Here is a 21049-nt window from a genome sequence, read left to right on the forward strand (position 1 = left end):
CCGCGGGTCAAGGAGGAGACAGGCCCATGAGCTACGCATCCGTGGCCGACCGCGATGCCATCGAGGCGGAAATGCCATGGCAGGCGCGCGACGTGCCCGCCACGCTGCTGGCGCGTCTTGCGCGCACGGCGGCGGCCTTTCCCGACCGTCCCGCCGTCAGCTTCCAGCTGCAATCCGGGCCGCAGGACAAGGCGGAGACGCTGACATGGGCAGAGCTGCACGCGCAGGTGACGCAGGCGGCGAACCTGTTCCGCAGTCTGGGCGTGGGGCAGGGCGATGTGGTGGCCATGGTGCTGCCCAACTGCACCGAGGCGCTGCTGACCCTGCTGGGCGGCGCCGTCGCGGGGATTGTCCTGCCGGTCAATCCGCTGCTGGAGCCGGAGCAGATCGCGGCCATCCTGCGCGACTGCCGCGCCAAGGTGGTGGTGACGCTGAAATCCTTTCCGCGCAGCGACGTGGCGCAGAAGGTGGCCGAGGCCTGCCGCCACGCGCCGCAGGTGGGCACCGTGCTGGAGGTGGATCTGGCGCGCTACCTGACCCCGCCGAAACGCTGGATCGTGCCGTTCCTGCGCCCGAAGCTGCCCGCCACCCATCACGCCGATCTGCGCTGTTTCCGCAGGCTGCTGGCGCGGCAGCCCACGCGGCTCGCCTTCGAGGATGTGCCGCAGGACCGGGTCGCGGCCTATTTCCACACCGGCGGCACCACCGGCATGCCCAAGGTGGCGCAGCATCTGTGTTCCGGGATGCTCTATAACGGCTGGCTGGGGGCGCGGCTGCTGTTCCGGGAAGACGATGTCATCCTGTGCCCGCTGCCGCTGTTCCATGTCTTTGCCGCGCATGTGATCGTGATGTCGGCGCTGTCCTCTGGCGCGCATGTGATCCTGCCCACGCCCGCAGGCTATCGCGGCGAGGGCGTGTTCGACAATTTCTGGAAGCTCTGCGCGCGCTGGAAGGTCACCTTTGTCATCACCGTGCCCACGGCGGTCTCGGCCCTGATGCAGCGCCGTGTGGATGCCGACATCTCCTCGGTGAAATTCGCCTTTTCCGGATCGGCCCCCATGCCGCTGGAACTGTTCCGGCGGTTCGAGGCGGCCTGCGGGCTGACCATCTGCGAAGGCTACGGCCTGACCGAGGCGACCTGTCTTGTGGCGGTCAACCCGCCGGACGGGCCGAAGAAGGTGGGCTCGGTCGGCATTCCCTTTCCCTATACCCATGTCCGGATCGTGGCCCAGACCCCTGACGGCCCGCGCGAATGCCCGCCCGACGAGGTGGGCGAGATCTGCGTGGCCGGTCCCGGCGTCTATGCCGGGTCGACCTATACCGAGCTCGACAAGAATCACGACCTGTTCCACGAGGGGCTTTATCTGCGCACCGGCGATCTGGGACGGCTGGATGCGGACGGCTATCTGTGGATCACCGGGCGGGCCAAGGATCTGATCATCCGGGGCGGGCACAACATCGACCCCGCCGAGATCGAACAGGCGCTGCTGGCACATCCCGCCGTGGCCTTTGCCGGGGCCATCGGCCAGCCCGACGCCCATGCAGGCGAACTGCCCTGCGCCTTTGTCGAACTGGTGGCCGGTGCCTCGGTGACCGAGGCCGAGCTGATGGCCCATGCCCGCGTGCATATCCATGAACGCGCCGCCTATCCCAAACATCTGACCATCCTGCCCGAACTGCCCAAGACCGCCGTGGGCAAGGTGTTCAAGCCGGACCTGCGCAAGCAGGCGATCACCCGCGTCTGCAACGCCGCGCTGGAGTCGGCAGGCCTGCCCGCGCGGGTCGTGTCCGTGAGTGATGACCGCAAGCGCGGGCTGGTGGCGCGGGTTGCGGCCCATGGCGCGGACCGCGACGCGGTGGCGCGCTGTCTGGGGGATTTTGCCCAAGCCTGGGACTGGGCGGAGGAGTGATCCTGCCCGGGCGGTGTCAGCCCGGTCTGGGGGCGCAGAACATCTCGTAAAGCAGGGCGATCACCCGGCCAGTGTCATCGCTGGCCAGACTGTAATGGATGGTCTTGCCGTCGCGGCGGGTCTGCACCAGACCTTCCTCGCGCAGACGGGCCAGCATCTGGCTGACCGCCGCCTGCCGGATCCCCAGCAGGCTTTCCAGCTCGCCCACGGATTTCTCGCCCGAGCCCAGATGACACAGGATCATCAGCCGCCCCTCATGGGCCAGCGTCTTGAGAAAGGCCGCCGCGCTGCGGGCGTTTTCGGCCATGTCTTCAGCGGGGGGCGGGGAGATCGTCGTCTGGTCGGTCACGTCTTGGGCCTCTGTGAGCCATGGGCGGTCTGCAAGCTCAGCACTTTATATAGGCGGTCTGCGGCGGAAGGCGAGCCTGCCCCCGGACCGCGTCGCGGCTCCGGGGCCACCGGCAGGGGCCATGCCCTGATTTCGGGCAGAGGCGCTATCGCAGAGCCGCGCGCCGGGCGCAAGCCTCACGCCGCCAAGGCCTCGGCATGGCCAAGCGCCGCCCCGGCGCAGAGCAGGATCTGCGGCAGCGCCAGCCATTCGGCGGGCTGCGCCATGGCGGCATCGGGCGCGTCCAGCAGCGGCAGCAGCGCAGCGGCCTGTGCGGCAAGGGCCTGCAGCGCAGCAGCGCGCACCGGGTCGTCGGGCCGGGCCAGCGGGCAGAGCGCCCCGGCCAGCGTGGCGGCCCAGCCCGCGACGCGGCGCAGCGGGCTCCGGTCGGCGGTCCAGTCGCAGCCCGGATCGCGCAGCCCCAGCGCCGCGGCCAGCGCCGGGCGCAGCGCGGCATCGGGCAGCGACACCCACAGGGCGCCATCGCGCAGGGCGGGCAGGCCGTCCTTCTGCGCCTGCAGTGCGGCGCGCGCGCCAGCGGGCAGGTCACGGCCCAAAAGCGCGTCCAGCGCCGCCTCCATCTGCGCCAGCACCTGCCGCAGCCGCAGCATCAGCGCGCTGTCCTGCACATGGGCGGGCGCTGCGCCGGTCATCACGTAGCGCGCATGGTCGGGGGCCTGCATCAGGTCGCGGAAGGCCTGTGCCAGTGCCGGGGCGGTGGCGCCCTCTGCCGCGACGCGTGCGGCCAGCCCCGACGGGTCGATCTGCAGTTCCAGACTGGCGCGGTGGATGGCGCGGCCCGACAGGTCGGGGATCACGCCTGCCTCGCCCTGCACCCGCGCCAGCGCACCCAGCACGATCATCTGCGCGCGGATGTCGGCGCTGTCGCTGAACAGCCGGGCCATGTCGCCGGGCGCAAAAAGCCGGTGCAGATGGGCGCTGTCAAAGGGGCTGGCGGTCATGGGGCGGTCTTTCCATCGGCGGTCACAAGGCGGTCGATCACGGCGGCAAGCCCGTCGGGATCAGACAGGAAGGGTGAGTGGGAGCAGGTCATCTCCACCACCTCGTCGCGCGGCAGGACCGAGGCCATGGCGCGCTGATAGTCGGGCGGGATCGCCGCATCCTGCGCGCAGACGATATAGCTGCGCGGCACGGTTTCGGCGATGCCCGCAAGGCTTACGCCATCTTCCTGCGGGCGGATCGGCTGCGGGGTCAGGTGCCGCAGCGCCCGGTCCACCAGCGTGGGCGGGCAGTCGTGATAGAATTTCTCGCGCGCGAGCGCCGGATCAAAGCGGAAGGTCACGCCACCGGGGTCGCGCAGGATCGCGGGCAGCAGCGGCTGGCTGGGGCCCGCGCGGCGCAGGCTGGCCACGCTGTCGCCATCTTCGGGCAGATAGGCGCAGAGATAGATCAGCCGCTGCACCAGGTCAGGCGCCAGTTCGGCCACCTGCGTGGCAGGCACGCCGCCCATGGAATGCGCGACGATCACGGCAGGCTCGTCCAGCGCGGCCTGAATGGCCTGCACATAGCTCTGCAGCGTCACCTCGGCGGCGGGGGTGATGTCCTGCCCGTGCGAGGGCAGATCGATGGCCCAGGCCTGATGGCCCCGCTCTGCCAGTGCCGGGATCACGTCGCGCCAGCACCACGCCCCGTGGGCCGCGCCATGGATCAGCAGGATGCGCGCCATCACAGATGCCCCTGCGCGTGCAGGAACGCGGTGACATGGTCGGCATAGGCCTGCGGCTGGTCCACGCAGGGCAGGTGCCCCGCGCCCCGGATCAGCGCGAAGCGCGATCCGGGGATCAGATCCACCGTTTCGCGCACCAGATCGGGCGGGGTGGATCCATCCTCGCTGCCCGCAAGGCCCAGCACCGGCAGGCGCAGCCCGGCGGTGGGGGTGTAGAAATCCGTGCCCGCGATCGCCGCACAGCAGGCGGCATAGCCCTCGGGCGGGGTGCGCAGCAGCATGTTGCGCCAGCGCTGCAGGTCGGGCGTGGCGCGGAAGGCGCGGGGGAACCAGCGCTCCAGCACCGCATCGGCCAGCGCCGCCATGCCCTGCGCCTCGATCTGCGCGATGCGGTCTTCCCAGATCTGCCGGGTGGCGATGCGGGCGGCGGTGTTCGACAGGATCGCGGCGCGCACCAGATCGTGCCGCTTTACCGCCAGCCCCTGCGTGACCTGTCCGCCCAGCGACACGCCCAGCACCATCGCGTCGCGCATCCCGCAGAAGTCCATCAGCCGTTCGGCATCGCGCACCAGCGCGCCCATGGCATAGGGGCCCGGCGGAATGTCGGAAAGGCCGTGCCCACGCAGGTCATAGCGCAGCACGCGCAGCCCCTGCGGCAGCAGCGGGATCAGCGCGTCCCACAGGCGCAGGTCGGTCCCCAGCGCGTGGATCAGCACCAAGGGCGCGCCATCCTCCGGCCCGTCAAGACGGTAGTGCAGGCGGATGTCGCCCAGATCGGCCATGTGCATGCGGCAGGCTCCCTGACTGTCGCGGCCATGGTAACGGCGCTGCAGGGCAGAGAAAAGGGCGGGATCGGGTCGGGCGATGACGCTCTGTCTAACCGTCGCCGCCGAAGGCATCCTCGGAAGCCGTGCGCCCCGGATGTCGGCCCCGCGGGCCAGGACGGCGTTGCGCCCGTTCAGGCCCGTGCGCGCGAGGCGTCGATTTCCGCGGCAAGCTGCTGGCATTTGGCGCGGGCCCAGTCATGCGCATCGCGCCCGAACAGGAGCCGTCGCGCGGGTTCGGCAGACGACGCTTCGGCGACGATCAGGGCGGAAAGCGCTTCGGGATCGTTCTGCTGCGCGCCGTTCGCCTGTGTGATGAAGGCCCGGAACCCGGCCACCGCCTCGGCATAATCGGCAATCTCGACATTTCCCTGCCGCGCACGCGACGGATCAAGGAAATTCGTGCGCATCATCCCGGGGTTCACAACAAGAGAGCGGATGCCCAGCGGAGCAATCTCTTCGGCGAGCCCCTCCATCCAGCCTTCAAGCGCGAATTTGGACGAGGAATATACCGATCCACCGGGGTTCGAAACGAGGCCGTTCACCGACGAGATGGTGACCAGAAGCCCCGAGCGCTGGCGGCGCATCGTCGGCAGCACCGCACGCGCCACGGTCATCGCCCCGAAAAGGTTGACCTCGAACTGCTGGCGCATGTCGTCATCAGGGATCGTCTCGAACCATCCAAGCTGCGCGCGACCGGCGTTGTTGACCAGAACATCGATCCGGCCAAACGTTTTGATGGCGGCGTCATGCGCAGCCAAAGCCGCCCCGGCATCGGTCACGTCAAGCGGCAGCACGAGCAGGCGGCCCTGTGGCGCGGAGAGGCGTTCGGCAAGCCCGTCAGCGGTTCGACTGGTGGCCACGACCTTGGCGCCAGCCCGCAAGGCATCGCGGGCGAGCAGATGCCCCAACCCACCGCCAGCCCCGGTGATGAACCATACTTTGTCTGTCATTGTCAGATCCTCTTGTCTGGTGGGCCCTTGATTAGCATGTTTGTGAAGTGTGCGATTAGTGCCCGCAAAATTGTCGGACCAAGTAGTAAGGCTACTGAATGGAACCCCGTAAGTTTTCGGACCTCGCCATTTTCAACCGGGTTGCCGAACTGGGCAGCTTCACTGCGGCGGCGCGCAGCCTTGGGGTGACCCAGTCCGCCGTCAGCCAGACCGTGAAGCGCCTTGAGGGCGAACTGGGTCTCAGGCTGCTGTCACGTTCGACGCGCAGCCTTGCCCCGACCGCAGCGGGGGAGCGGCTGCTGGACACGCTCGCCCCGGTGATTGCAGAGCTGGATGCGGAGATCGAGGAGCTTGGGCGGCTGCGCGAGCAGCCGGGCGGGCGCCTGCGGGTGACCTGCGGAAAACATGCCGCGGATACGCTCGTCTGGCCGGCCTTTGCGCGGCTGATCGCGGCCCATCCCGAGATTGACGGCGAACTGAGCGTGGAGAACCGGCATGTCGATATCGTGGCCGAGCGGTTCGACATCGGGATACGGCTGCGCGAGGATCTGGAGATGGACATGGTCGCGGTGCCCGTGGGCCCATCTCTGAGGGCTGTCGTGGTGGGCGCGGCGCGGTATCTCGACACCTGCGATCCGCCGCGCAGGCCGCGCGAGCTGTCGGCGCATCGCTGCATCGGGTTCAGAAACGCCGGTGGCACCCTGTCGCCGTGGTCGTTCGAAAAGGATGGGCGGGCGGAGACGGTGAAGGTGGCGCCGTCCGTCATCGTCAATGACGGTGACGCGCTCGTCGGGGCGGCCTGTGCGGGGATGGGGTTGGCCTACATGCTTGAAGACCTTGCCGCGCCCGCGCTGAAGGACGGCGGTCTTGTCGAAGTCCTTGCCGACTGGTGCCCCCGGTTTCCGGGCTACCACGCGTTCTATTCTAGCCGCCGCCAGCCCACCCGTGCCTTTAGCCTGTTTCTGGAAAGCCTTCGGCAGGGGGCGGATAGAGAGAGCTGACGGGCAGGCTGCCCTGTCCGCCGCTGAGCGGTCGACACAAAAAGGGCGGGCCGAGGCCCGCCCTTGCGCGTCATGTCGTCCTGAGGGGCTCAGGCGATTTCGACCAGCTCGATGGCGAAGGTCAGATCCTTGCCAGCCAGCGGGTGGTTGGCGTCCAGCGTCACTTCGCTGTCGCTCACCTCGGCCACGGTCACCTGCACCACCTGCCCGGTGGGGGTCTGCACCTGCAGCGGCGTGCCCAGCTCCAGCGGGATGTGGTCGGGAATTTCGGTGCGCGGCACGGTCTGGCGGGCTTCGGGCTGCACGGCGCCATAGGCATCCTCGGCGGGAACCTCGACGGTCTTCTTCTCGCCCACGGCCATGCCGGGGATGGCCTTTTCAAGGCCGGGGATGATCTGGCCCGATCCCACGGTAAATTCCAGCGGGTCGCGGCCCGAGCTGGAATCGAAGGGGGTGCCATCGTTCAGCGTGCCGGTGTAATGAATGCGGACGGTATCGCCGGTCTTGACCTGCGTCATGAGAAACTCCGTATCTTTGGGGGAAATTGGTGAATGATCGAGGCCGCCTGTCACGACGGGTACTCGTTTGCTCCGCCCCAACTTAAGCAAGCCTGCCCCTGAATGCAAACCGGGGGCGGAATTTGGCCTTTCCCGGCGAGGCCGCGCATGTCACGTTCGGGCATGGGAGGCCGGTCATGACCCTGACAACCTGCGTCTTTGACGCTTATGGCACGCTGTTCGACGTGTCCGCCGCCGCGCGCCGCGCCGCCGCCGAGCCGGGGATGGAGCCGCTGGGTCCGCTCTGGCGCGATCTGGCCACCGACTGGCGACGCAAGCAGCTGGAATACACATGGCTGCGCGCCATCACCGGCCATCACGTCGATTTCTGGCAGGTAACCATGGACGGGCTGGATTGGGCGATGGCCCGGCAGGGCCTGTCCGATGCCGCGATGCGCGCCCGGCTGATGGCGCTTTACCGCGCGCTGGACGCCTATCCCGAGGTGCCCGCGCTGCTGGCAGATCTCAAGGCGCGGGGGCTGCGCTGCGCGATCCTGTCCAATGGCAGCCCCGACATGCTGCAGGCGGCGGTGGATCATGCGGGCATCGGCGCCGCGCTCGACGCGGTGCTGTCGGTGGAGGAGGCGGGCATCTACAAACCCGCCCGCGCGGTCTATGACCTTGTGGGGGCGCGGTTCGGAACCGATCCGGCGGAGGTGCTGTTTGTCTCCTCCAACGGATGGGACGCGGCGGGGGCTGCGGCCTATGGCTTTGCCACGGTCTGGGTCAACCGCGCGGGCGAGCCCGAGGACCGGCTGATGGCGCGCCCGGCCCATGTGCTGCCTGACCTGTCCTCCCTTCCGGAGCTGCTGTGATGCCACAATTTGTCACCTCTGACGGACTGACGCTGTTCTACACTGACGAAGGCGCGGGCCTGCCGCTGCTGTGCCTTGCCGGGCTGACCCGCGACGGGCGCGATTTCGACTATCTGGCGCCGCATCTGGATGCCGCGAAGGTGCGGCTGATCCGGCTGGACTATCGCGGGCGCGGGCGGTCGGACTGGGGCGATCCCGCCAGCTACACCATTCCCACCGAGGCGCGCGACGCGCTGGAACTGCTGGACCATCTGGGGCTGGCGCAGGCGGCGGTGCTGGGCACCTCGCGCGGGGGGCTGATCGCCATGGTGCTGGCGGCCAGCGCCAAGGCGCGTCTGCTGGGCGTGGCGCTGAACGACATCGGCCCCGAGATCGCGCCCGAGGGGCTGGAGGTCATCAAGGGCTATCTGGGCCGCAACCCGGTCTGGCGCAGCCATGACGAGGCGGCGGCGGCGCGCGGCGCGGTGATGCGCGGCTTTGCCGATGTGCCCGCCTCCCGCTGGCGCGCCGAGGTGGAGAAATTCTACCGCGAGACGCCGGAGGGGCTGGTCATCACCTATGATCCGGCGCTGCGCGAGGCGGTGCTCGGCAGCGGCGCGCAGCCCGCCGCCGATCTGTGGCCGCTTTTCGACGCGCTGAAGGGCCTGCCGCTGTGCGCGCTGCGCGGCGCCGGATCCGACCTGCTGTCGCCCGAGACCTTCGCGCAGATGACCGCGCGCCGCCCGGACATGATCGCGGCAGAGATTCCCGGGCGCGGTCATGTGCCGTTTCTGGACGAGCCCGCCGCGCTGGATGCGCTGGCGCGCTGGCTGCGGATGCTGGGCTGAGGCGCGATCAGCCCTGCAGGAAGACCCGGCTGGGGTGCAGCTCGCCGCCCTTGTAGACGCCCACGGCCACGGCGCGGCCTTCGAACGAGGCCCAGGCCTCGTCGCCATATTCGGCCTCGGAGGGGATCACCATGCCGGGATTGCCGTTGCGCAGCCGTGCCGCGCCTTCGGCGGTGCAGCGCAGTTCCGGCAGATCGGCCAGCCCGGTTTCCAAGGGCAGCAGATGCGCGTCAAGCTCGGGCGATTTCGCCAGCGCGTCGATCTGGTCGATGCTGAGCCCGTCCGAGGCCTCGAACGGGCCGGACCAGATGCGGCGCAGCTTGAGCACATGGCCATGGCAGCCCAGCACCTCGCCCAGATCGCGCGCGATGGAGCGCACATAGCCACCCTTGCCGCAGACCATGTCCAGTTCGACATGATCGGCATCGGGGCGGTCGACCAGCAGCAGTTCCTCCACCCAGAGCGGGCGGGCCACCAGATCCATCGTCTCGCCGTCGCGGGCGCGTTTATAGGCGCGTTCGCCATCGACTCGCACGGCGGAGAACTGCGGCGGCACCTGCTGGATCTCGCCGACAAAGCCGTGCAGCGCCTCCTTGATCTGCGCGTCGGTGGGGCGCAGGTCGCTGGTGTCGAGGATTTCGCCCTCGGCATCGTCGGTATTGGTGCGCTGCCCGAGCCGCACGGTGAAGCGATAGGCCTTCAGGGCATCGGTGATCCATGGCACGGTCTTGGTCGCCTCGCCAAGCGCCACGGCGAGAACGCCGGTCGCCTCGGGGTCGAGCGTGCCGGCATGGCCCGCCTTTTTTGCGTCCAGCGCCCAGCGGACCTTGTTCACCACCGAGGTGGAGGTCATGCCTGCGGGCTTGTCCACGACCAGCCAGCCGGAAATGTCGCGGCCCTTCTTGCGTCCCATAGTCTGCTCCGGTTGTGACGAAGCGCGCCCGTTAGCAGGCCGGGGCGCGTCCTGTCAATTGTGCTGCGTGGCGGGAGCGGCAGGGGGCGCTGCCCCCTCTTGGGGCTTTGCCCCAATTCACCCCCGGAGTTCGGGGGCAAGATGAAGCCGCATCAGCCGTCGCGGTCGAGCTTGGTGCTGAGATGGATCAGGCTTTCCGAACTGCGCACGCCGCGCGCCTCGGCGATGCGGTCGAGCGTGGCATCGAGTTCGGCGGTGCTGCTGGCGCTGAGCGTCAGCAGCAGATCCACCCGGCCCGACACGGTATGGACCTGATCCACCACCGGCATCTGGCGCAGCCGCGCCAGCAGGTCGGCCTGCGTGCGGGGTTCGAGCGTGACCAGCACCGTGGCGCGGATCGGCGCGCGGCCCGCCGCGCCGCGCCGCAGGGTGAAGCCCGCGATGACGCCGCGCGCCACCAGCCGGTCGATGCGGGCCTGCACCGTGGTGCGGGCAAGGCCGAGCCTGCGCGCCAGATCGGCCACGGGGCGGCGCGCATCGGCGGCCAGCAGCGCCAGCAGCGCGCGGTCGGTTTCGTCGATCTGTGGTGCGGTGTCGTCATTCTGTTCAGACATGCTGGTCAGTCTGGCAGATCTGCTGCCTGAAATCGAGCGGGATCGCTGGCAGGCTGGAGCTGACCGACATGGAGGCCCCTGATGAACCACGACCGCACCCTGACCACATCCGCCGACAGCTGGCTGAGGGCCAATCTGCCCGACGCGCCGGTGTTCCTGTTCTGCCCGGACCGGCTGGCGGAGACGGCGGCGGCGTTTCTGGCGGGGTTCCCCGGAACCGTCAGCTATGCGGTGAAGGCCAATCCCGATCCGGCGCTGGTGGAGGGGCTGGTGGCGGCGGGGATCACGGTGTTTGACGTGGCCTCCCCCGCCGAGATGGCGCTGGTGCGCGGGATCTGCCCCGAGGCGGTGCTGCATTACCACAACCCGGTGCGGTCGCGCGACGAGGTGGCCGAGGGGCTGCGCTTTGGCTGCGTGTCATGGTCGGTGGACCGCGCGGGGGAGCTGGCCAAGCTGGCGGCGCTGCCGCGCGGCACCGAAGTGGCGGTGCGGCTGAAGCTGCCGGTGGCGGGCGCCGTCTATGATTTTGGCGCCAAGTTCGGCGCGGCCCCCGGGGAGGCGGGGCTGCTGCTGCGCGAGGTGGCGGCGATGGGGCTGGTGCCGTCGGTCACCTTTCATCCGGGCACGCAATGCCCCGATCCCGCCGCGTGGGAGAGTTATATCGCGGCGGCGGCGCGGGTGGCGGCATCGGCAGGCGTGCGGCTGCACCGGCTCAATGTCGGCGGCGGCTTTCCTGCCCGGCGCGGCGGCGAGGCGCCGGATCTGCGCGCGATCTTTGCCGCCATCGAACGGGCGCGGGATGTGCATTTTGGCGCAGACGGCCCCGATCTGGTCTGCGAGCCGGGCCGCGCGCTTTGTGCCGAGGCGCTGATGCTGGCGCTGCGGGTCAAGGCGGTGGCGCCGGAGGCGGTGTTCCTGAATGACGGCATCTATGGCGGGCTGGCGGAATGGCGCGACATGGGGCCGCTTGACCGGCTGCGGATCTTCGCGCCCGACGGCACGCCGCGGTCGGGGGCGGGCCTGCCGCGGGTGGTGTTCGGCCCGACCTGCGACAGTCTGGACCGGCTGCCCGAGCCGGTGGCGCTGCCCGAGGATCTGGCGGAGGGAGACTTCCTGCTGATCGAGGGCATGGGCGCCTATTCGCGGGCGCTGGTCACCGGCTTCAATGGTTATGGCGCGCGCAGCATGGTGCGGATGCCCGCAGGCTGAGCCGGGTCGGCGGCGGGGGCGCTGGACTCTGCCGGTCATCTGCCTACAGTCGCGGCCAAAGGCAGACCGCGAGGAGACCCATGGAAAAATTCGGCAAGGCGCAGGCGATGCGGCGCAGCGAAGATGTGCGCTTTCTCACCGGGCACGGGCGTTATGTGGATGACATCGCGCCCGAGGGCGCGCTGCACGGGATCATGTTCCGCTCTCCGGTGGCGCATGCGGTGATTGACGCGCTGGATGTGGAAGCGGCGCGTCAGGCGCCCGGCGTGCATCTGGTGGTGACGGTGGAGGATCTGCTGGCGGCGGAGGTCGACATCACCATGACCGGCGTGGTCATGGAGAACCGCGACGGCAGCAAGGGGGCGGCGCCGACCCGGCCCTGGCTTGCGCACAAGCGGGTGCGCCATGTGGGCGAACCGGTGGCGCTGATCGTGGCCGACAGCCTGCAGGCGGCGCAGGATGCCGCCGAACTGATCGAGTTCGACTATACCGAACTGCCCGCGCATCTGGACATCTGCGCCGGGGGCGAGGCTCTGCATCCCGAGGCGCCGGACAACCGCGCCTTTGACTTCGGCATGGGGCGCGAGGCGGAAACCGCTGCCGCCATCGACAGCGCGGCCAAGGTCGTGCGGCTGGAAGTGGGCGACAACCGCGTCATCGTCAACGCGATGGAGCCGCGCGGCGCCTATGCGGAATGGGATGGCAGCCGTCTGCATGTGGCGTTCAACGGGCAGGGGGTCTGGGGGCTGAAGGGCGACATGGCGCGCGTCTTTGGTCTGGACGAGGCCAATGTGCGCGTGACCAACCCCGATGTGGGGGGCGGCTTCGGCATGAAGGCCGCGCCTTATCCGGAATATTTCGCCATCGCCTTTGCCGCGATGACGCTGGGCCAGCCGGTGCGCTGGATGTCCGACCGGACCGAGGCGATGCTGTCGGACCATGCCGGGCGCGATCTGGTGACCATGGCGGAACTGGCTTTTGATGCAGAGAACCGCATCACCGCCTACCGCGTGCACACGCTGTGCAACCTTGGCGCCTATAACTCGAATTTCGGGCAGGCGATCCAGTCGATCCTCTTTGCCAAGGTGCTGACCGGCACCTATGACATCCAGAACGCATGGATGCGCTGCGAAGGGTTCTACACCAACACCACGCAGGTGGATGCCTATCGCGGCGCGGGCCGCCCAGAGGCGATCTATGTGCTGGAGCGGATGATGGACCGCGCCGCGCGCGAGCTGGGGGTGGATCCGCAGGAGCTGCGCCGGATCAACTTCATCAAGGAGTTTCCCTACAAGACCGTCACCGGCGAGAATTACGACGTGGGCGATTTCTCCCGCGTGCTGGGCCATGCCGAAGCGGATGCCGACATCGCGGGCTTTGCCGCGCGCCGTGCCGCCTCGGAAGCGCATGGCAAGCTGCGCGGACTGGGCCTGTGCTATTACATCGAAAGCATCCTTGGCGATCCGTCGGAGGATGTGCGGGTGGAATTCACCCCCGAGGGCGGCGCGCTGATCTATGTGGGCACGCAGTCCAACGGGCAGGGCCACGAGACGGTCTATGCCAAGTTCCTGTCCGATCAGACCGGCATCCCGTTCGAGGCCATCGAGGTGGTGCAGGGCGACAGCGACCTGATCGCACGGGGCGGGGGCACCGGCGGCTCGCGCTCGGTGACGACGCAGGCCACGGTGACGCTGACCGCCGTGCGCGACATGGTGGCGGGCTTCACCGAATTCCTTGCAGGCGAAATGGGCGTGGATCCGGACGAGGTGCGTTTTGATGACGAACGCTTCCGCGCCGAGGGGTCGAACCTGACCCCCACCATGCTGGAAGTGGCGGCGCTGGCGCGCGAGAAGGGCCGCGAGGATCTGCTGACATGGTCGGCCCGCACCGCCATCGACGCGCGTTCCTATCCCAATGGCGCGCATTTCTGCGAGGTGGAGGTTGATCCCGACACCGGCGTGACGCAGGTGGTCAAATACACCGTGGTCGACGATTTCGGCAATCTCATCAACCCGATGCTGGCCGAGGGGCAGGTGCATGGCGGCGTGGTGCAGGGTCTGGGTCAGGCGCTGACCGAGCGGGTGGTCTATGACGAGGACGGCCAGCTTCTGACCGCCACCTTCATGGATTACGCCATGCCGCGCGCCAAGGATTCGCCGTGGATCGCCTTTGACGTGGAGCCGGTGCCCTCTACCGGCAACCCGATGGGCATGAAGGGCTGCGGCGAGGCGGGCACGGTGGGATCCATGGCTGCCGTGGCCAATGCGGTGCAGGACGCGCTCTGGGATCGGGGCATCCGTCAGGCCGACATGCCCTTCACCCCGCACCGGGTCTGGGAGATGCTGCAGGGCAGCCGGATGGCGGCGGAATAAGGCGCCTGCCAAATCCGGGAGTGAAGATCAAGAAAATTCTTCACGTCTTCTTGAGGGGGCTTCCGGATGTGGCATTTTCGCCTATCTTTGGATCAGGAGCGCGGATCCGGAACCCCCGCGCACCCTTCACTGTCCCTCGTTCCACGACTTGCGCCCGGGTTCGTCCCGGGCGCTTTTTCTTGTGCGGGGCTGCGCCGCGCCGTTCTGGCCGGTGGTCTGCCGGTGCGGGCCATGGCCGAGATCTGCGACAAGGAGGTGCCGCGCTGGTCCCCGGGGTCTGGTCCGGTGACCTGAGGCCAGGTCCTGCCCAATGCCGCCCCCGGCCTGCCGGGTCTGGTGCTGTGCCTGTGGAGCCTGCGGGCCCGCCGCGTTCGTCTCGCTGCTGCTGGGGCTGCTTTGTGCGCTGGCGGCAGGTGCCGCTGCCGCGGTGATCCGCCGGGGGTGGGGTTGAAGGAATTTTGCCCACGACACGGGTTTTCTTTTGCCGCAGCCGTGGCACACTGGGCGCATGACCGATGATGCCCTTCTGACGGAGATCCTGAAACGCAGCCGCGTCGTGGCGGTGGTGGGGGCCTCGCTGAATCCGGTGCGGCCCAGCCACTATGTGGCGCGGTTTCTTGTGCAGCAGGGCTATCGGGTGATCCCGGTCAATCCCGGCCATGCGGGCATGATGCTTTTTGGCGAGGAGGTGCGGGCGCGGCTGGCTGACGTCGATGCGCCGGTGGATATGGTGGACATCTTCCGCCGCTCCGACGCGGTGCCGGAAATCGTCGAGGAGGCGCTGGAGCATCTGCCGCATCTGCGCACCATCTGGATGCAGCTTGGCGTTGTGCATGACGGTGCTGCCGCGCTCGCCCGCGCGCGGGGCGTCGATGTGGTGATGAACCGCTGTCCCAAGATCGAATTCCCGCGGCTTCTGGGCGACGCCGGCCTTTGAGGGCCGGGCGGGGCGCTGCCCCGCACCCCGGGATATTTCCGGTCAGAAGAAACCAGCGGGGCGGTCCCGGCGCAGGCGAAATCTTCTTGCGCTGCGACGCGGCATCGCATTCTCTTGCCGGTGCGGGGTCCGTGGGGGGCCCCTGTCAGAAGGAGGACCAGATGCCCGAGTTCCAGAAGATCCTGATCGCCAACCGTGGCGAGATCGCCATCCGCATCATGCGGGCCGCCAACGAGATGGGCAAGCGGACCGTGGCCGTCTACGCGGAAGAGGACAAGCTGGGGCTGCATCGGTTCAAGGCGGACGAGGCCTATCGCATCGGCGAGGGGCTGGGGCCGGTCGCCGCCTATCTGTCGATCCCCGAGATCATCCGCGTGGCCAAGCTGTCGGGGGCGGATGCGATCCATCCGGGCTATGGCCTGCTGTCCGAGAACCCCGATTTTGTCGATGCCTGCGACGCGGCGGGGATCACGTTTATCGGGCCGCGCGCGGAAACCATGCGGGCGCTGGGCGACAAGGCCTCGGCGCGGCGGGTGGCGGTCGAGGCGGGCGTGCCGGTGATCCCCGCCACCGAGGTGCTGGGTGATGACTGGGAGGCCATCGCGGCGGAGGCGGAAAAGATCGGTTATCCGCTGATGCTGAAGGCCAGCTGGGGCGGCGGCGGGCGCGGCATGCGCCCGGTCAACGGCCCGAAGGAGCTGAAGGAAAAGGTGCTGGAGGGGCGGCGCGAGGCCGAGGCCGCCTTTGGCAATGGCGAGGGTTATCTGGAAAAGATGATCATCCGCGCCCGCCATGTCGAGGTGCAGATCCTTGGCGACAAGATGGGCAACATCTATCACCTCTATGAACGCGACTGTTCGGTGCAGCGCCGCAACCAGAAGGTCGTCGAGCGCGCGCCCGCCCCCTATCTGAGCGAGGCGCAGCGCGAGGAGATCTGCGAGCTGGGCCGCAAGATCTGCGCGCATGTGAATTACGAATGCGCGGGCACCGTCGAATTCCTGATGGATATGGAGACGGGCAAGTTCTACTTCATCGAGGTGAACCCGCGGGTGCAGGTCGAGCATACCGTGACCGAGGAGGTCACCGGCATCGACATCGTGCAGGCGCAGATCATGATCGCCGAGGGCAAGTCTCTGGCGGAGGCCACCGGCAAGGCCAGCCAGTATGACATCCGCCTGACCGGCCACGCGCTGCAGACCCGGATCACCACCGAGGATCCGACCAATAATTTCATCCCCGATTATGGCCGCATCACCGCCTATCGCTCGGCCACCGGCATGGGCATCCGGCTGGATGGCGGCACGGCCTATGCGGGCGGGGTTATCACCCGCTATTACGATTCGCTGCTGGTGAAGGTGACCGCCAAGGCGCCGACGCCAGAGGCCGCGATCCGCCGCATGGACCGGGCGCTGCGCGAATTCCGGATCCGGGGCGTCAGCACCAATATCGAATTCGTCATCAACCTGCTGAAACACCCGGTGTTTCTGACCAACCAGTATACGACGAAATTCATCGACACGACGCCGGAGCTGTTCGATTTCAAGAAGCGCCGCGACCGGGGCACCAAGGTGCTGACCTATATCGCCGACATCACCGTGAACGGCCATCCCGAGGTGGCGGGGCGCGCGCGCCCGGCGGCGGATCTGAAACCCGCCCGCCCGCCCGAATCGCGCACCGAGACGCTGCTGCCCGGCACGCGCACCCTGCTGGAGCGCGAGGGGCCGCAGGCGGTGGCGGACTGGATGCTGGCGCAGCAGAAGCTGCTCATCACCGACACCACGATGCGCGACGGCCACCAGTCGCTGCTGGCGACGCGGATGCGGTCCATCGACATGATCAAGGTGGCGCCCGCCTATGCCGCCAATCTGCCGCAGCTTTTCAGCGTGGAATGCTGGGGCGGCGCCACCTTCGACGTGGCCTACCGGTTCCTGCAGGAATGCCCGTGGCAGCGGCTGCGCGACATCCGCGCCAAGATGCCCAACATCCTGACCCAGATGCTGCTGCGCGCCTCCAACGGCGTGGGCTATACCAACTATCCCGACAATGTGGTGCAGAGCTTTGTCGCGCAGGCGGCGGAGTCGGGCGTGGACGTGTTCCGGGTGTTCGACAGCCTCAACTGGGTCGAGAACATGCGCGTCGCCATGGATGCGGTGCTGGAGACTGGCAAGATCTGCGAAGGCACGGTCTGCTATACCGGCGACATCCTTGATCCGGCGCGGGCCAAGTATGATCTGAAATACTATGTCGCCATGGGCAAGGACCTGCGCGACGCGGGCGCGCATGTGCTGGGGCTGAAGGACATGGCGGGGCTGCTGAAACCCTCTGCCGCAGGCGCGCTGATCCGCGCGCTGAAGGAAGAGGTGGGGCTGCCCATCCATTTCCACACCCATGACACCAGCGGTGCCGCCATCGCCACCATCATGGAGGCCTCCAGGGCCGGGGTGGATGCGGTGGATGCGGCCATGGACGCGCTGTCGGGCAATACCTCGCAGCCGACGCTGGGTTCCATCGTCGAGGCGCTGCGCCATACCGACCGCGACACCGGGCTGGAGATGGACGTGATCCGCGAGATCTCCAACTACTGGGAAGCGGTGCGCGGGCAGTATGCGGCCTTTGAATCGGGGATGCAGGCGCCCGCCTCCGAGGTCTATCTGCACGAGATGCCCGGCGGGCAGTTCACCAACCTCAAGGCGCAGGCGCGGTCGCTGGGGCTGGAGGAGCGCTGGCACGAGGTGGCCAAGACCTATGCCGACGTGAACATGATGTTCGGCGACATCGTGAAGGTCACGCCCTCCTCCAAGGTGGTGGGCGACATGGCGCTGATGATGGTGAGCCAGGGGCTGAGCCGGGCGCAGGTCGAGGATCCGAAGACCGAGGTCAGCTTTCCCGATTCGGTCATCGACATGATGCGCGGCAATCTGGGCCAGCCGCCGGGCGGCTTTCCCGAAGGCATCCTGAAAAAGGTGCTGAAGGGCGAGGCGCCGAACACCGAACGCCCCGGCAAGCACCTGCCGCCCGTGGATCTGGAGACGACCCGCGCCGAGCTTCAGGCGAAGTTCGAGGAGGTGACCATCGATGGCGAGGATCTGAACGGCTATCTGATGTATCCCAAGGTCTTCACCGATTACATGACGCGGCATCTGGAATACGGGCCGGTGCGGGTGCTGCCGACGCGGACCTATTTCTACGGGATGGAGCCGGGTGAAGAGATCTCGGCGGAGATCGATCCGGGCAAGACCATGGAAATGCGCCTGATCGCCGTGGGCGAGACGCAGGACGATGGCGAGGTGCGGGTGTTCTTCGAGCTCAACGGCCAGCCCCGCACCGTGCGCGTGCCGGACCGCAAGGCCAAGGCCTCCAGTGCGGCGCGGCCCAAGGCGCAGATGGGCAACCCCGCGCATGTGGGCGCGCCCATGCCGGGCGTGGTGGCCTCTGTCGTGGTGACGGCGGGGCAGGCGGTGAAGCTGGGCGACCTGCTGGTGACCATCGAGGCGATGAAGATGGAAACCGGCCTGCATGCCGAACGCGACGCGGTGGTGAAGACGGTGCATGTCACCCCCGGCAGCCAGATCGATGCCAAGGATCTGCTGATCGAATTCGACGAGGCCTGACCACCCCGCTCTGCGGCGGATCCGCCCCAGCCCTGCGGCCAGCATGCTCTGGCCGCGGGGTTTCTGTTTGGGGCATTGGGGCAGGGGACAAGCGGGGCTTCAGACCCCGTTTCCCCTGCGGCCAGGCGGGTCTTTTCGGCAGGGCGCGGCGCGGGCGGGAAAAAATGCCGGGGCGGGATGATTTTCCTCTTGCAGAGACATGCCGCAGACTCTAAATCGCCCTCACCCATCAGGACTGCGGGCGTAGCTCAGGGGTAGAGCATAACCTTGCCAAGGTTAGGGTCGGGCGTTCGAATCGCCTCGCCCGCTCCAGATGGACCAAATGGCGGATCACTCCGCCGCAGATGAATGGCAGCGCGGGCGTAGCTCAGGGGTAGAGCATAACCTTGCCAAGGTTAGGGTCGGGCGTTCGAATCGCCTCGCCCGCTCCATTCATCCATCCACCGATCTGCGTGATGCGGGGCCGCCTTCGGGTTGGCCCTGTTTGCGTTTCCGGCCCCGGCGGGGCGCGCGGGCTGGTCCGCGCCGCCCGACCGGGCAGGCCGGGCTCAGAACGCCTTGAAGGTCAGCGTGGTCAGCGACCGTTCGATCCCCGGCACGTCCAGCAGGTTTTCATTGATGAAATGCCCGACATCGGCGCCTTCGGGGATGTAGAGCTTCAGCAGCAGATCCCATTCGCCGGAGGTGGAATAGAGCTCGGAATGGATTTCCTTGAGCGCGATGCCGTCAGCGACCTGATAGGTGGTGCCGGGCTTGCAGCGGATCTGGACAAAGACGCAGGTGGTCATGGCTTCCTCGTTTTGGCGCAGGCTGGCACAGCCCCCCGCCGCCCGCAAGCCCGCGCGGGGTCCAAGGGCTTGGCCTGCGCGCCGGTCCTGCCTATAAGGGCCGCCGGACCAACCCGGAGAGCCCCATGCGCAAGGCCCAGATCCACCGCAGCACCGCCGAGACCAAGATCGAGGTCAGCCTCGATCTGGATGGCAGCGGCGTTTACGACATGCAGACCGGGGTCGGATTCTTCGACCACATGCTCGACCAGCTGGCGCGGCATTCGCTGATCGACATGGTGGTGCGGGCGGCAGGGGATCTGCATATCGACGACCACCACACGGTTGAGGATACCGGCATCGCGCTGGGGCAGGCGCTGGCACAGGCGCTTGGCGACAAGCGCGGCATCCGGCGCTACGGATCCTGCCTGCTGCCGATGGATGACGCGCTGGTGCGGGCGGCCCTTGATCTGTCGGGCCGCGCCTATCTGGTCTGGAACGTGGATTTGCCCACCGAAAAGATCGGCACCTTCGACACCGAACTGGTGCGCGAGTTCTTTCAGGCCTTTGCGGCGCAGGGCGGCATCACCCTGCATGTGGAGGCGCTGTCGGGGGTCAATTCGCATCATATCGTCGAGGCGGTGTTCAAGGCGGTGGCCCGCGCCCTGCGCGAGGCGGTGGAACCCGACCCCCGCAAGGGCGACGCCATCCCCTCGACCAAGGGCGCGCTGTGACAGCTGCCGGGCGCTGCCCCTCGCGCCGCAGGCGCGGCAGTCTGAAAAGGCGAGGGGCGCGGCCCCTCGCGCCTCTGGCGCGGCAGGGTAAAGAAGCGAGGGGCTCCGCCCCTCGCGCCGCAGGCGCGGCGAAATAAAGAGGCGAGGGGCGCGGCCCCTCGCGCCGCAGGCGCGGCGAAATAAAGAGGCGAGGGGCTCTGCCCCTCGCGCTCCCCGGGATATTTGAGGTCAGAAGAAGGGCAGGGTGAAGTCATGCTGACGGCGATCATCGATTACGAAAGCGGCAACCTGCATTCGGCGCAGAAGGCGTTTCAGCGCATGGCCACCGAGACCGGCGCCGGGGAGGTGGTGGTGACCGCCGATCCCGACGTCGTGGCGCGGGCCGACCGGCTGGTGCTGCCCGGCGACGGCGCCTTTCCGGCCTGTGCCGCGGCGCTGCGGCGGTCGGGCTGTTTCGAGGCCATGGTCGAGGCGGTGACGGTGAAGGCGCGGCCGTTTCTGGGCATCTGTGTCGGCATGCAGCTGCTGGCGCGGGTCGGCCATGAATATGAGGACACGGCGGGGCTGGGCTGGATCGACGGCGAGGTGGAGCGGATCGTGCCCGCCGAGCCCGCGCTGAAGGTGCCGCATATGGGCTGGAACGATCTGGTGATCGACACGCCGCATCCGGTGCTGACGGGGGTGGTGTCGGGCGATCACGCCTATTTCGTGCATTCCTACCAGATGCGGCTCAGCGATCCGGCGCAGCGTCTGGCGCATGTGGAGTATGGCGGCGACGTCACCGCCATCGTGGGGCAGGACACCCGCATCGGGCTGCAGTTCCACCCCGAGAAAAGTGCCGCCACCGGACTGCGCATGATCGCCAACTTCCTGACCTGGGCGCCCTGATCCCCCGGTCGGGCCGGGCGGCCTTGCCCCTTTGGCGCGGGC

General features: G+C 68.1%; 19 protein-coding genes and 2 tRNA genes. 12 read left to right on the forward strand and 9 right to left on the reverse strand.

Translation table 11 applies throughout. The features are described 5' to 3' along the window. The first annotated feature begins 26 nt into the window (after positions 1-26). Positions 27-1910, forward strand: a complete 1884-nt coding sequence (locus tag BLR51_RS16325; RefSeq protein ID WP_089848953.1) for an acyl-CoA synthetase — start codon at positions 27-29, stop codon at positions 1908-1910. Between the two features lie 16 nt (positions 1911-1926). Here the strand turns inward: BLR51_RS16325 and BLR51_RS16330 are convergent, their stop codons facing one another. The 5 genes from BLR51_RS16330 to BLR51_RS16350 form a co-directional block, all read right to left on the reverse strand. Continuing rightward, positions 1927-2217: an ArsR/SmtB family transcription factor gene (locus tag BLR51_RS16330; protein WP_089848955.1), complete on the reverse strand. Its 291-nt coding sequence runs from the start codon at positions 2215-2217 to the stop codon at positions 1927-1929. 218 nt (positions 2218-2435) lie between these two features. Then, positions 2436-3260: a lyase family protein gene (locus tag BLR51_RS16335; protein WP_089848957.1), complete on the reverse strand. Its 825-nt coding sequence runs from the start codon at positions 3258-3260 to the stop codon at positions 2436-2438. After that, positions 3257-3985 (reverse strand): alpha/beta fold hydrolase, encoded by a 729-nt coding sequence (locus BLR51_RS16340; RefSeq protein WP_089848959.1) that lies wholly within the window; start codon positions 3983-3985, stop codon positions 3257-3259. Before BLR51_RS16340 ends, BLR51_RS16335 begins: the two co-directional genes overlap by 4 nt. Further along, positions 3985-4773, reverse strand: coding sequence for a 3-oxoadipate enol-lactonase (gene pcaD / locus BLR51_RS16345; protein ID WP_089848962.1), 789 nt, complete (start codon positions 4771-4773; stop codon positions 3985-3987). Before pcaD ends, BLR51_RS16340 begins: the two co-directional genes overlap by 1 nt. 170 nt (positions 4774-4943) lie before the next feature. After that, entirely contained in the window at positions 4944-5762 is an 819-nt protein-coding gene (locus BLR51_RS16350; RefSeq protein WP_089848964.1) for an SDR family NAD(P)-dependent oxidoreductase, read from the reverse strand. A gap of 98 nt (positions 5763-5860) precedes the next feature. Between BLR51_RS16350 and BLR51_RS16355 the strand changes: the two genes are divergently transcribed. Further along, the gene (locus BLR51_RS16355) at positions 5861-6763 is read left to right on the forward strand and encodes a LysR family transcriptional regulator (protein WP_089848966.1); all 903 of its coding nucleotides are present in this window, start codon (positions 5861-5863) and stop codon (positions 6761-6763) included. A gap of 89 nt (positions 6764-6852) precedes the next feature. Here BLR51_RS16355 and BLR51_RS16360 read toward each other — a convergent pair whose 3' ends face one another. Further along, entirely contained in the window at positions 6853-7281 is a 429-nt protein-coding gene (locus BLR51_RS16360; protein WP_089848967.1) for an FKBP-type peptidyl-prolyl cis-trans isomerase, read from the reverse strand. Positions 7282-7457: 176 nt separating this feature from the next. Between BLR51_RS16360 and BLR51_RS16365 the strand changes: the two genes are divergently transcribed. Both BLR51_RS16365 and BLR51_RS16370 read left to right on the forward strand, forming a co-directional pair. Continuing rightward, on the forward strand, positions 7458-8135 hold the full coding sequence (locus tag BLR51_RS16365) for a haloacid dehalogenase type II (RefSeq protein ID WP_089849090.1): 678 nt from the start codon (positions 7458-7460) through the stop codon (positions 8133-8135). Continuing rightward, positions 8135-8962, forward strand: a complete 828-nt coding sequence (locus tag BLR51_RS16370; RefSeq protein WP_089848969.1) for an alpha/beta fold hydrolase — start codon at positions 8135-8137, stop codon at positions 8960-8962. Before BLR51_RS16365 ends, BLR51_RS16370 begins: the two co-directional genes overlap by 1 nt. 7 nt (positions 8963-8969) lie before the next feature. On the opposite strand, the gene truB is transcribed toward BLR51_RS16370, so the two are convergent. Beyond that, positions 8970-9875, reverse strand: coding sequence for a tRNA pseudouridine(55) synthase TruB (gene truB, locus BLR51_RS16375; RefSeq protein WP_089848971.1), 906 nt, complete (start codon positions 9873-9875; stop codon positions 8970-8972). 152 nt (positions 9876-10027) lie between these two features. Next, positions 10028-10489 (reverse strand): Lrp/AsnC family transcriptional regulator, encoded by a 462-nt coding sequence (locus tag BLR51_RS16380; protein WP_089848973.1) that lies wholly within the window; start codon positions 10487-10489, stop codon positions 10028-10030. 81 nt (positions 10490-10570) lie between these two features. On the opposite strand from BLR51_RS16380, the gene BLR51_RS16385 reads away from it, so the two are divergent. The 6 genes from BLR51_RS16385 (at position 10571) to BLR51_RS16410 (ending at position 19049) form a co-directional block, all read left to right on the forward strand. After that, complete coding sequence (locus BLR51_RS16385) at positions 10571-11698, forward strand: type III PLP-dependent enzyme (protein WP_089848975.1); 1128 nt, start codon at positions 10571-10573, stop codon at positions 11696-11698. 80 nt (positions 11699-11778) lie between these two features. Then, positions 11779-14070 (forward strand): xanthine dehydrogenase family protein molybdopterin-binding subunit, encoded by a 2292-nt coding sequence (locus BLR51_RS16390; protein WP_089848977.1) that lies wholly within the window; start codon positions 11779-11781, stop codon positions 14068-14070. A gap of 508 nt (positions 14071-14578) precedes the next feature. Next, positions 14579-15007 (forward strand): CoA-binding protein, encoded by a 429-nt coding sequence (locus BLR51_RS16395; RefSeq protein ID WP_089848979.1) that lies wholly within the window; start codon positions 14579-14581, stop codon positions 15005-15007. A 161-nt stretch (positions 15008-15168) separates the two neighbouring features. Beyond that, positions 15169-18618 carry a pyruvate carboxylase gene (locus tag BLR51_RS16400; protein WP_089848981.1) on the forward strand — a complete coding sequence of 1150 codons (3450 nt, stop codon included), beginning with the start codon at positions 15169-15171 and terminating at the stop codon, positions 18616-18618. 237 nt (positions 18619-18855) lie between these two features. Beyond that, a tRNA-Gly gene (locus tag BLR51_RS16405) sits at positions 18856-18930 on the forward strand. A gap of 44 nt (positions 18931-18974) precedes the next feature. Further along, positions 18975-19049, forward strand: a tRNA-Gly gene (locus tag BLR51_RS16410). Between the two features lie 117 nt (positions 19050-19166). Here the strand turns inward: BLR51_RS16410 and BLR51_RS16415 are convergent. Next, positions 19167-19406, reverse strand: coding sequence for an Lrp/AsnC ligand binding domain-containing protein (locus tag BLR51_RS16415; protein WP_089848983.1), 240 nt, complete (start codon positions 19404-19406; stop codon positions 19167-19169). 125 nt (positions 19407-19531) lie between these two features. On the opposite strand from BLR51_RS16415, the gene hisB reads away from it, so the two are divergent. Further along, a complete protein-coding gene (hisB, locus tag BLR51_RS16420; RefSeq protein ID WP_089848985.1) occupies positions 19532-20119 on the forward strand; it encodes an imidazoleglycerol-phosphate dehydratase HisB in 588 nt (195 codons plus the stop codon). 252 nt (positions 20120-20371) lie between these two features. After that, entirely contained in the window at positions 20372-21007 is a 636-nt protein-coding gene (gene hisH, locus BLR51_RS16425; RefSeq protein WP_089848987.1) for an imidazole glycerol phosphate synthase subunit HisH, read from the forward strand. Positions 21008-21049: the final 42 nt, after the last annotated feature.

This window comes from Salipiger marinus, assembly GCF_900100085.1.
Lineage (GTDB): Bacteria > Pseudomonadota > Alphaproteobacteria > Rhodobacterales > Rhodobacteraceae > Salipiger > Salipiger marinus.

Bases quoted from the DNA above. Each gene is read 5' to 3' on its own strand.
- pcaD (WP_089848962.1), bottom strand. From the start codon at position 4,773: ATGCACATGGCCGATCTGGGCGACATCCGCCTGCACTACCGTCTTGAC.
- BLR51_RS16390 (WP_089848977.1), top strand. From the start codon at position 11,779: ATGGAAAAATTCGGCAAGGCGCAGGCGATGCGGCGCAGCGAAGATGTG.
- hisH (WP_089848987.1), top strand. From the start codon at position 20,372: ATGCTGACGGCGATCATCGATTACGAAAGCGGCAACCTGCATTCGGCG.
- BLR51_RS16370 (WP_089848969.1), top strand. From the start codon at position 8,135: ATGCCACAATTTGTCACCTCTGACGGACTGACGCTGTTCTACACTGAC.
- hisB (WP_089848985.1), top strand. From the start codon at position 19,532: ATGCGCAAGGCCCAGATCCACCGCAGCACCGCCGAGACCAAGATCGAG.
- BLR51_RS16400 (WP_089848981.1), top strand. From the start codon at position 15,169: ATGCCCGAGTTCCAGAAGATCCTGATCGCCAACCGTGGCGAGATCGCC.
- BLR51_RS16355 (WP_089848966.1), top strand. From the start codon at position 5,861: ATGGAACCCCGTAAGTTTTCGGACCTCGCCATTTTCAACCGGGTTGCC.
- BLR51_RS16385 (WP_089848975.1), top strand. From the start codon at position 10,571: ATGAACCACGACCGCACCCTGACCACATCCGCCGACAGCTGGCTGAGG.
- BLR51_RS16415 (WP_089848983.1), bottom strand. From the start codon at position 19,406: ATGACCACCTGCGTCTTTGTCCAGATCCGCTGCAAGCCCGGCACCACC.
- BLR51_RS16395 (WP_089848979.1), top strand. From the start codon at position 14,579: ATGACCGATGATGCCCTTCTGACGGAGATCCTGAAACGCAGCCGCGTC.
- BLR51_RS16335 (WP_089848957.1), bottom strand. From the start codon at position 3,260: ATGACCGCCAGCCCCTTTGACAGCGCCCATCTGCACCGGCTTTTTGCG.
- BLR51_RS16325 (WP_089848953.1), top strand. From the start codon at position 27: ATGAGCTACGCATCCGTGGCCGACCGCGATGCCATCGAGGCGGAAATG.
- BLR51_RS16340 (WP_089848959.1), bottom strand. From the start codon at position 3,985: ATGGCGCGCATCCTGCTGATCCATGGCGCGGCCCACGGGGCGTGGTGC.
- truB (WP_089848971.1), bottom strand. From the start codon at position 9,875: ATGGGACGCAAGAAGGGCCGCGACATTTCCGGCTGGCTGGTCGTGGAC.
- BLR51_RS16380 (WP_089848973.1), bottom strand. From the start codon at position 10,489: ATGTCTGAACAGAATGACGACACCGCACCACAGATCGACGAAACCGAC.
- BLR51_RS16360 (WP_089848967.1), bottom strand. From the start codon at position 7,281: ATGACGCAGGTCAAGACCGGCGATACCGTCCGCATTCATTACACCGGC.
- BLR51_RS16350 (WP_089848964.1), bottom strand. From the start codon at position 5,762: ATGACAGACAAAGTATGGTTCATCACCGGGGCTGGCGGTGGGTTGGGG.
- BLR51_RS16330 (WP_089848955.1), bottom strand. From the start codon at position 2,217: ATGGCCGAAAACGCCCGCAGCGCGGCGGCCTTTCTCAAGACGCTGGCC.
- BLR51_RS16365 (WP_089849090.1), top strand. From the start codon at position 7,458: ATGACCCTGACAACCTGCGTCTTTGACGCTTATGGCACGCTGTTCGAC.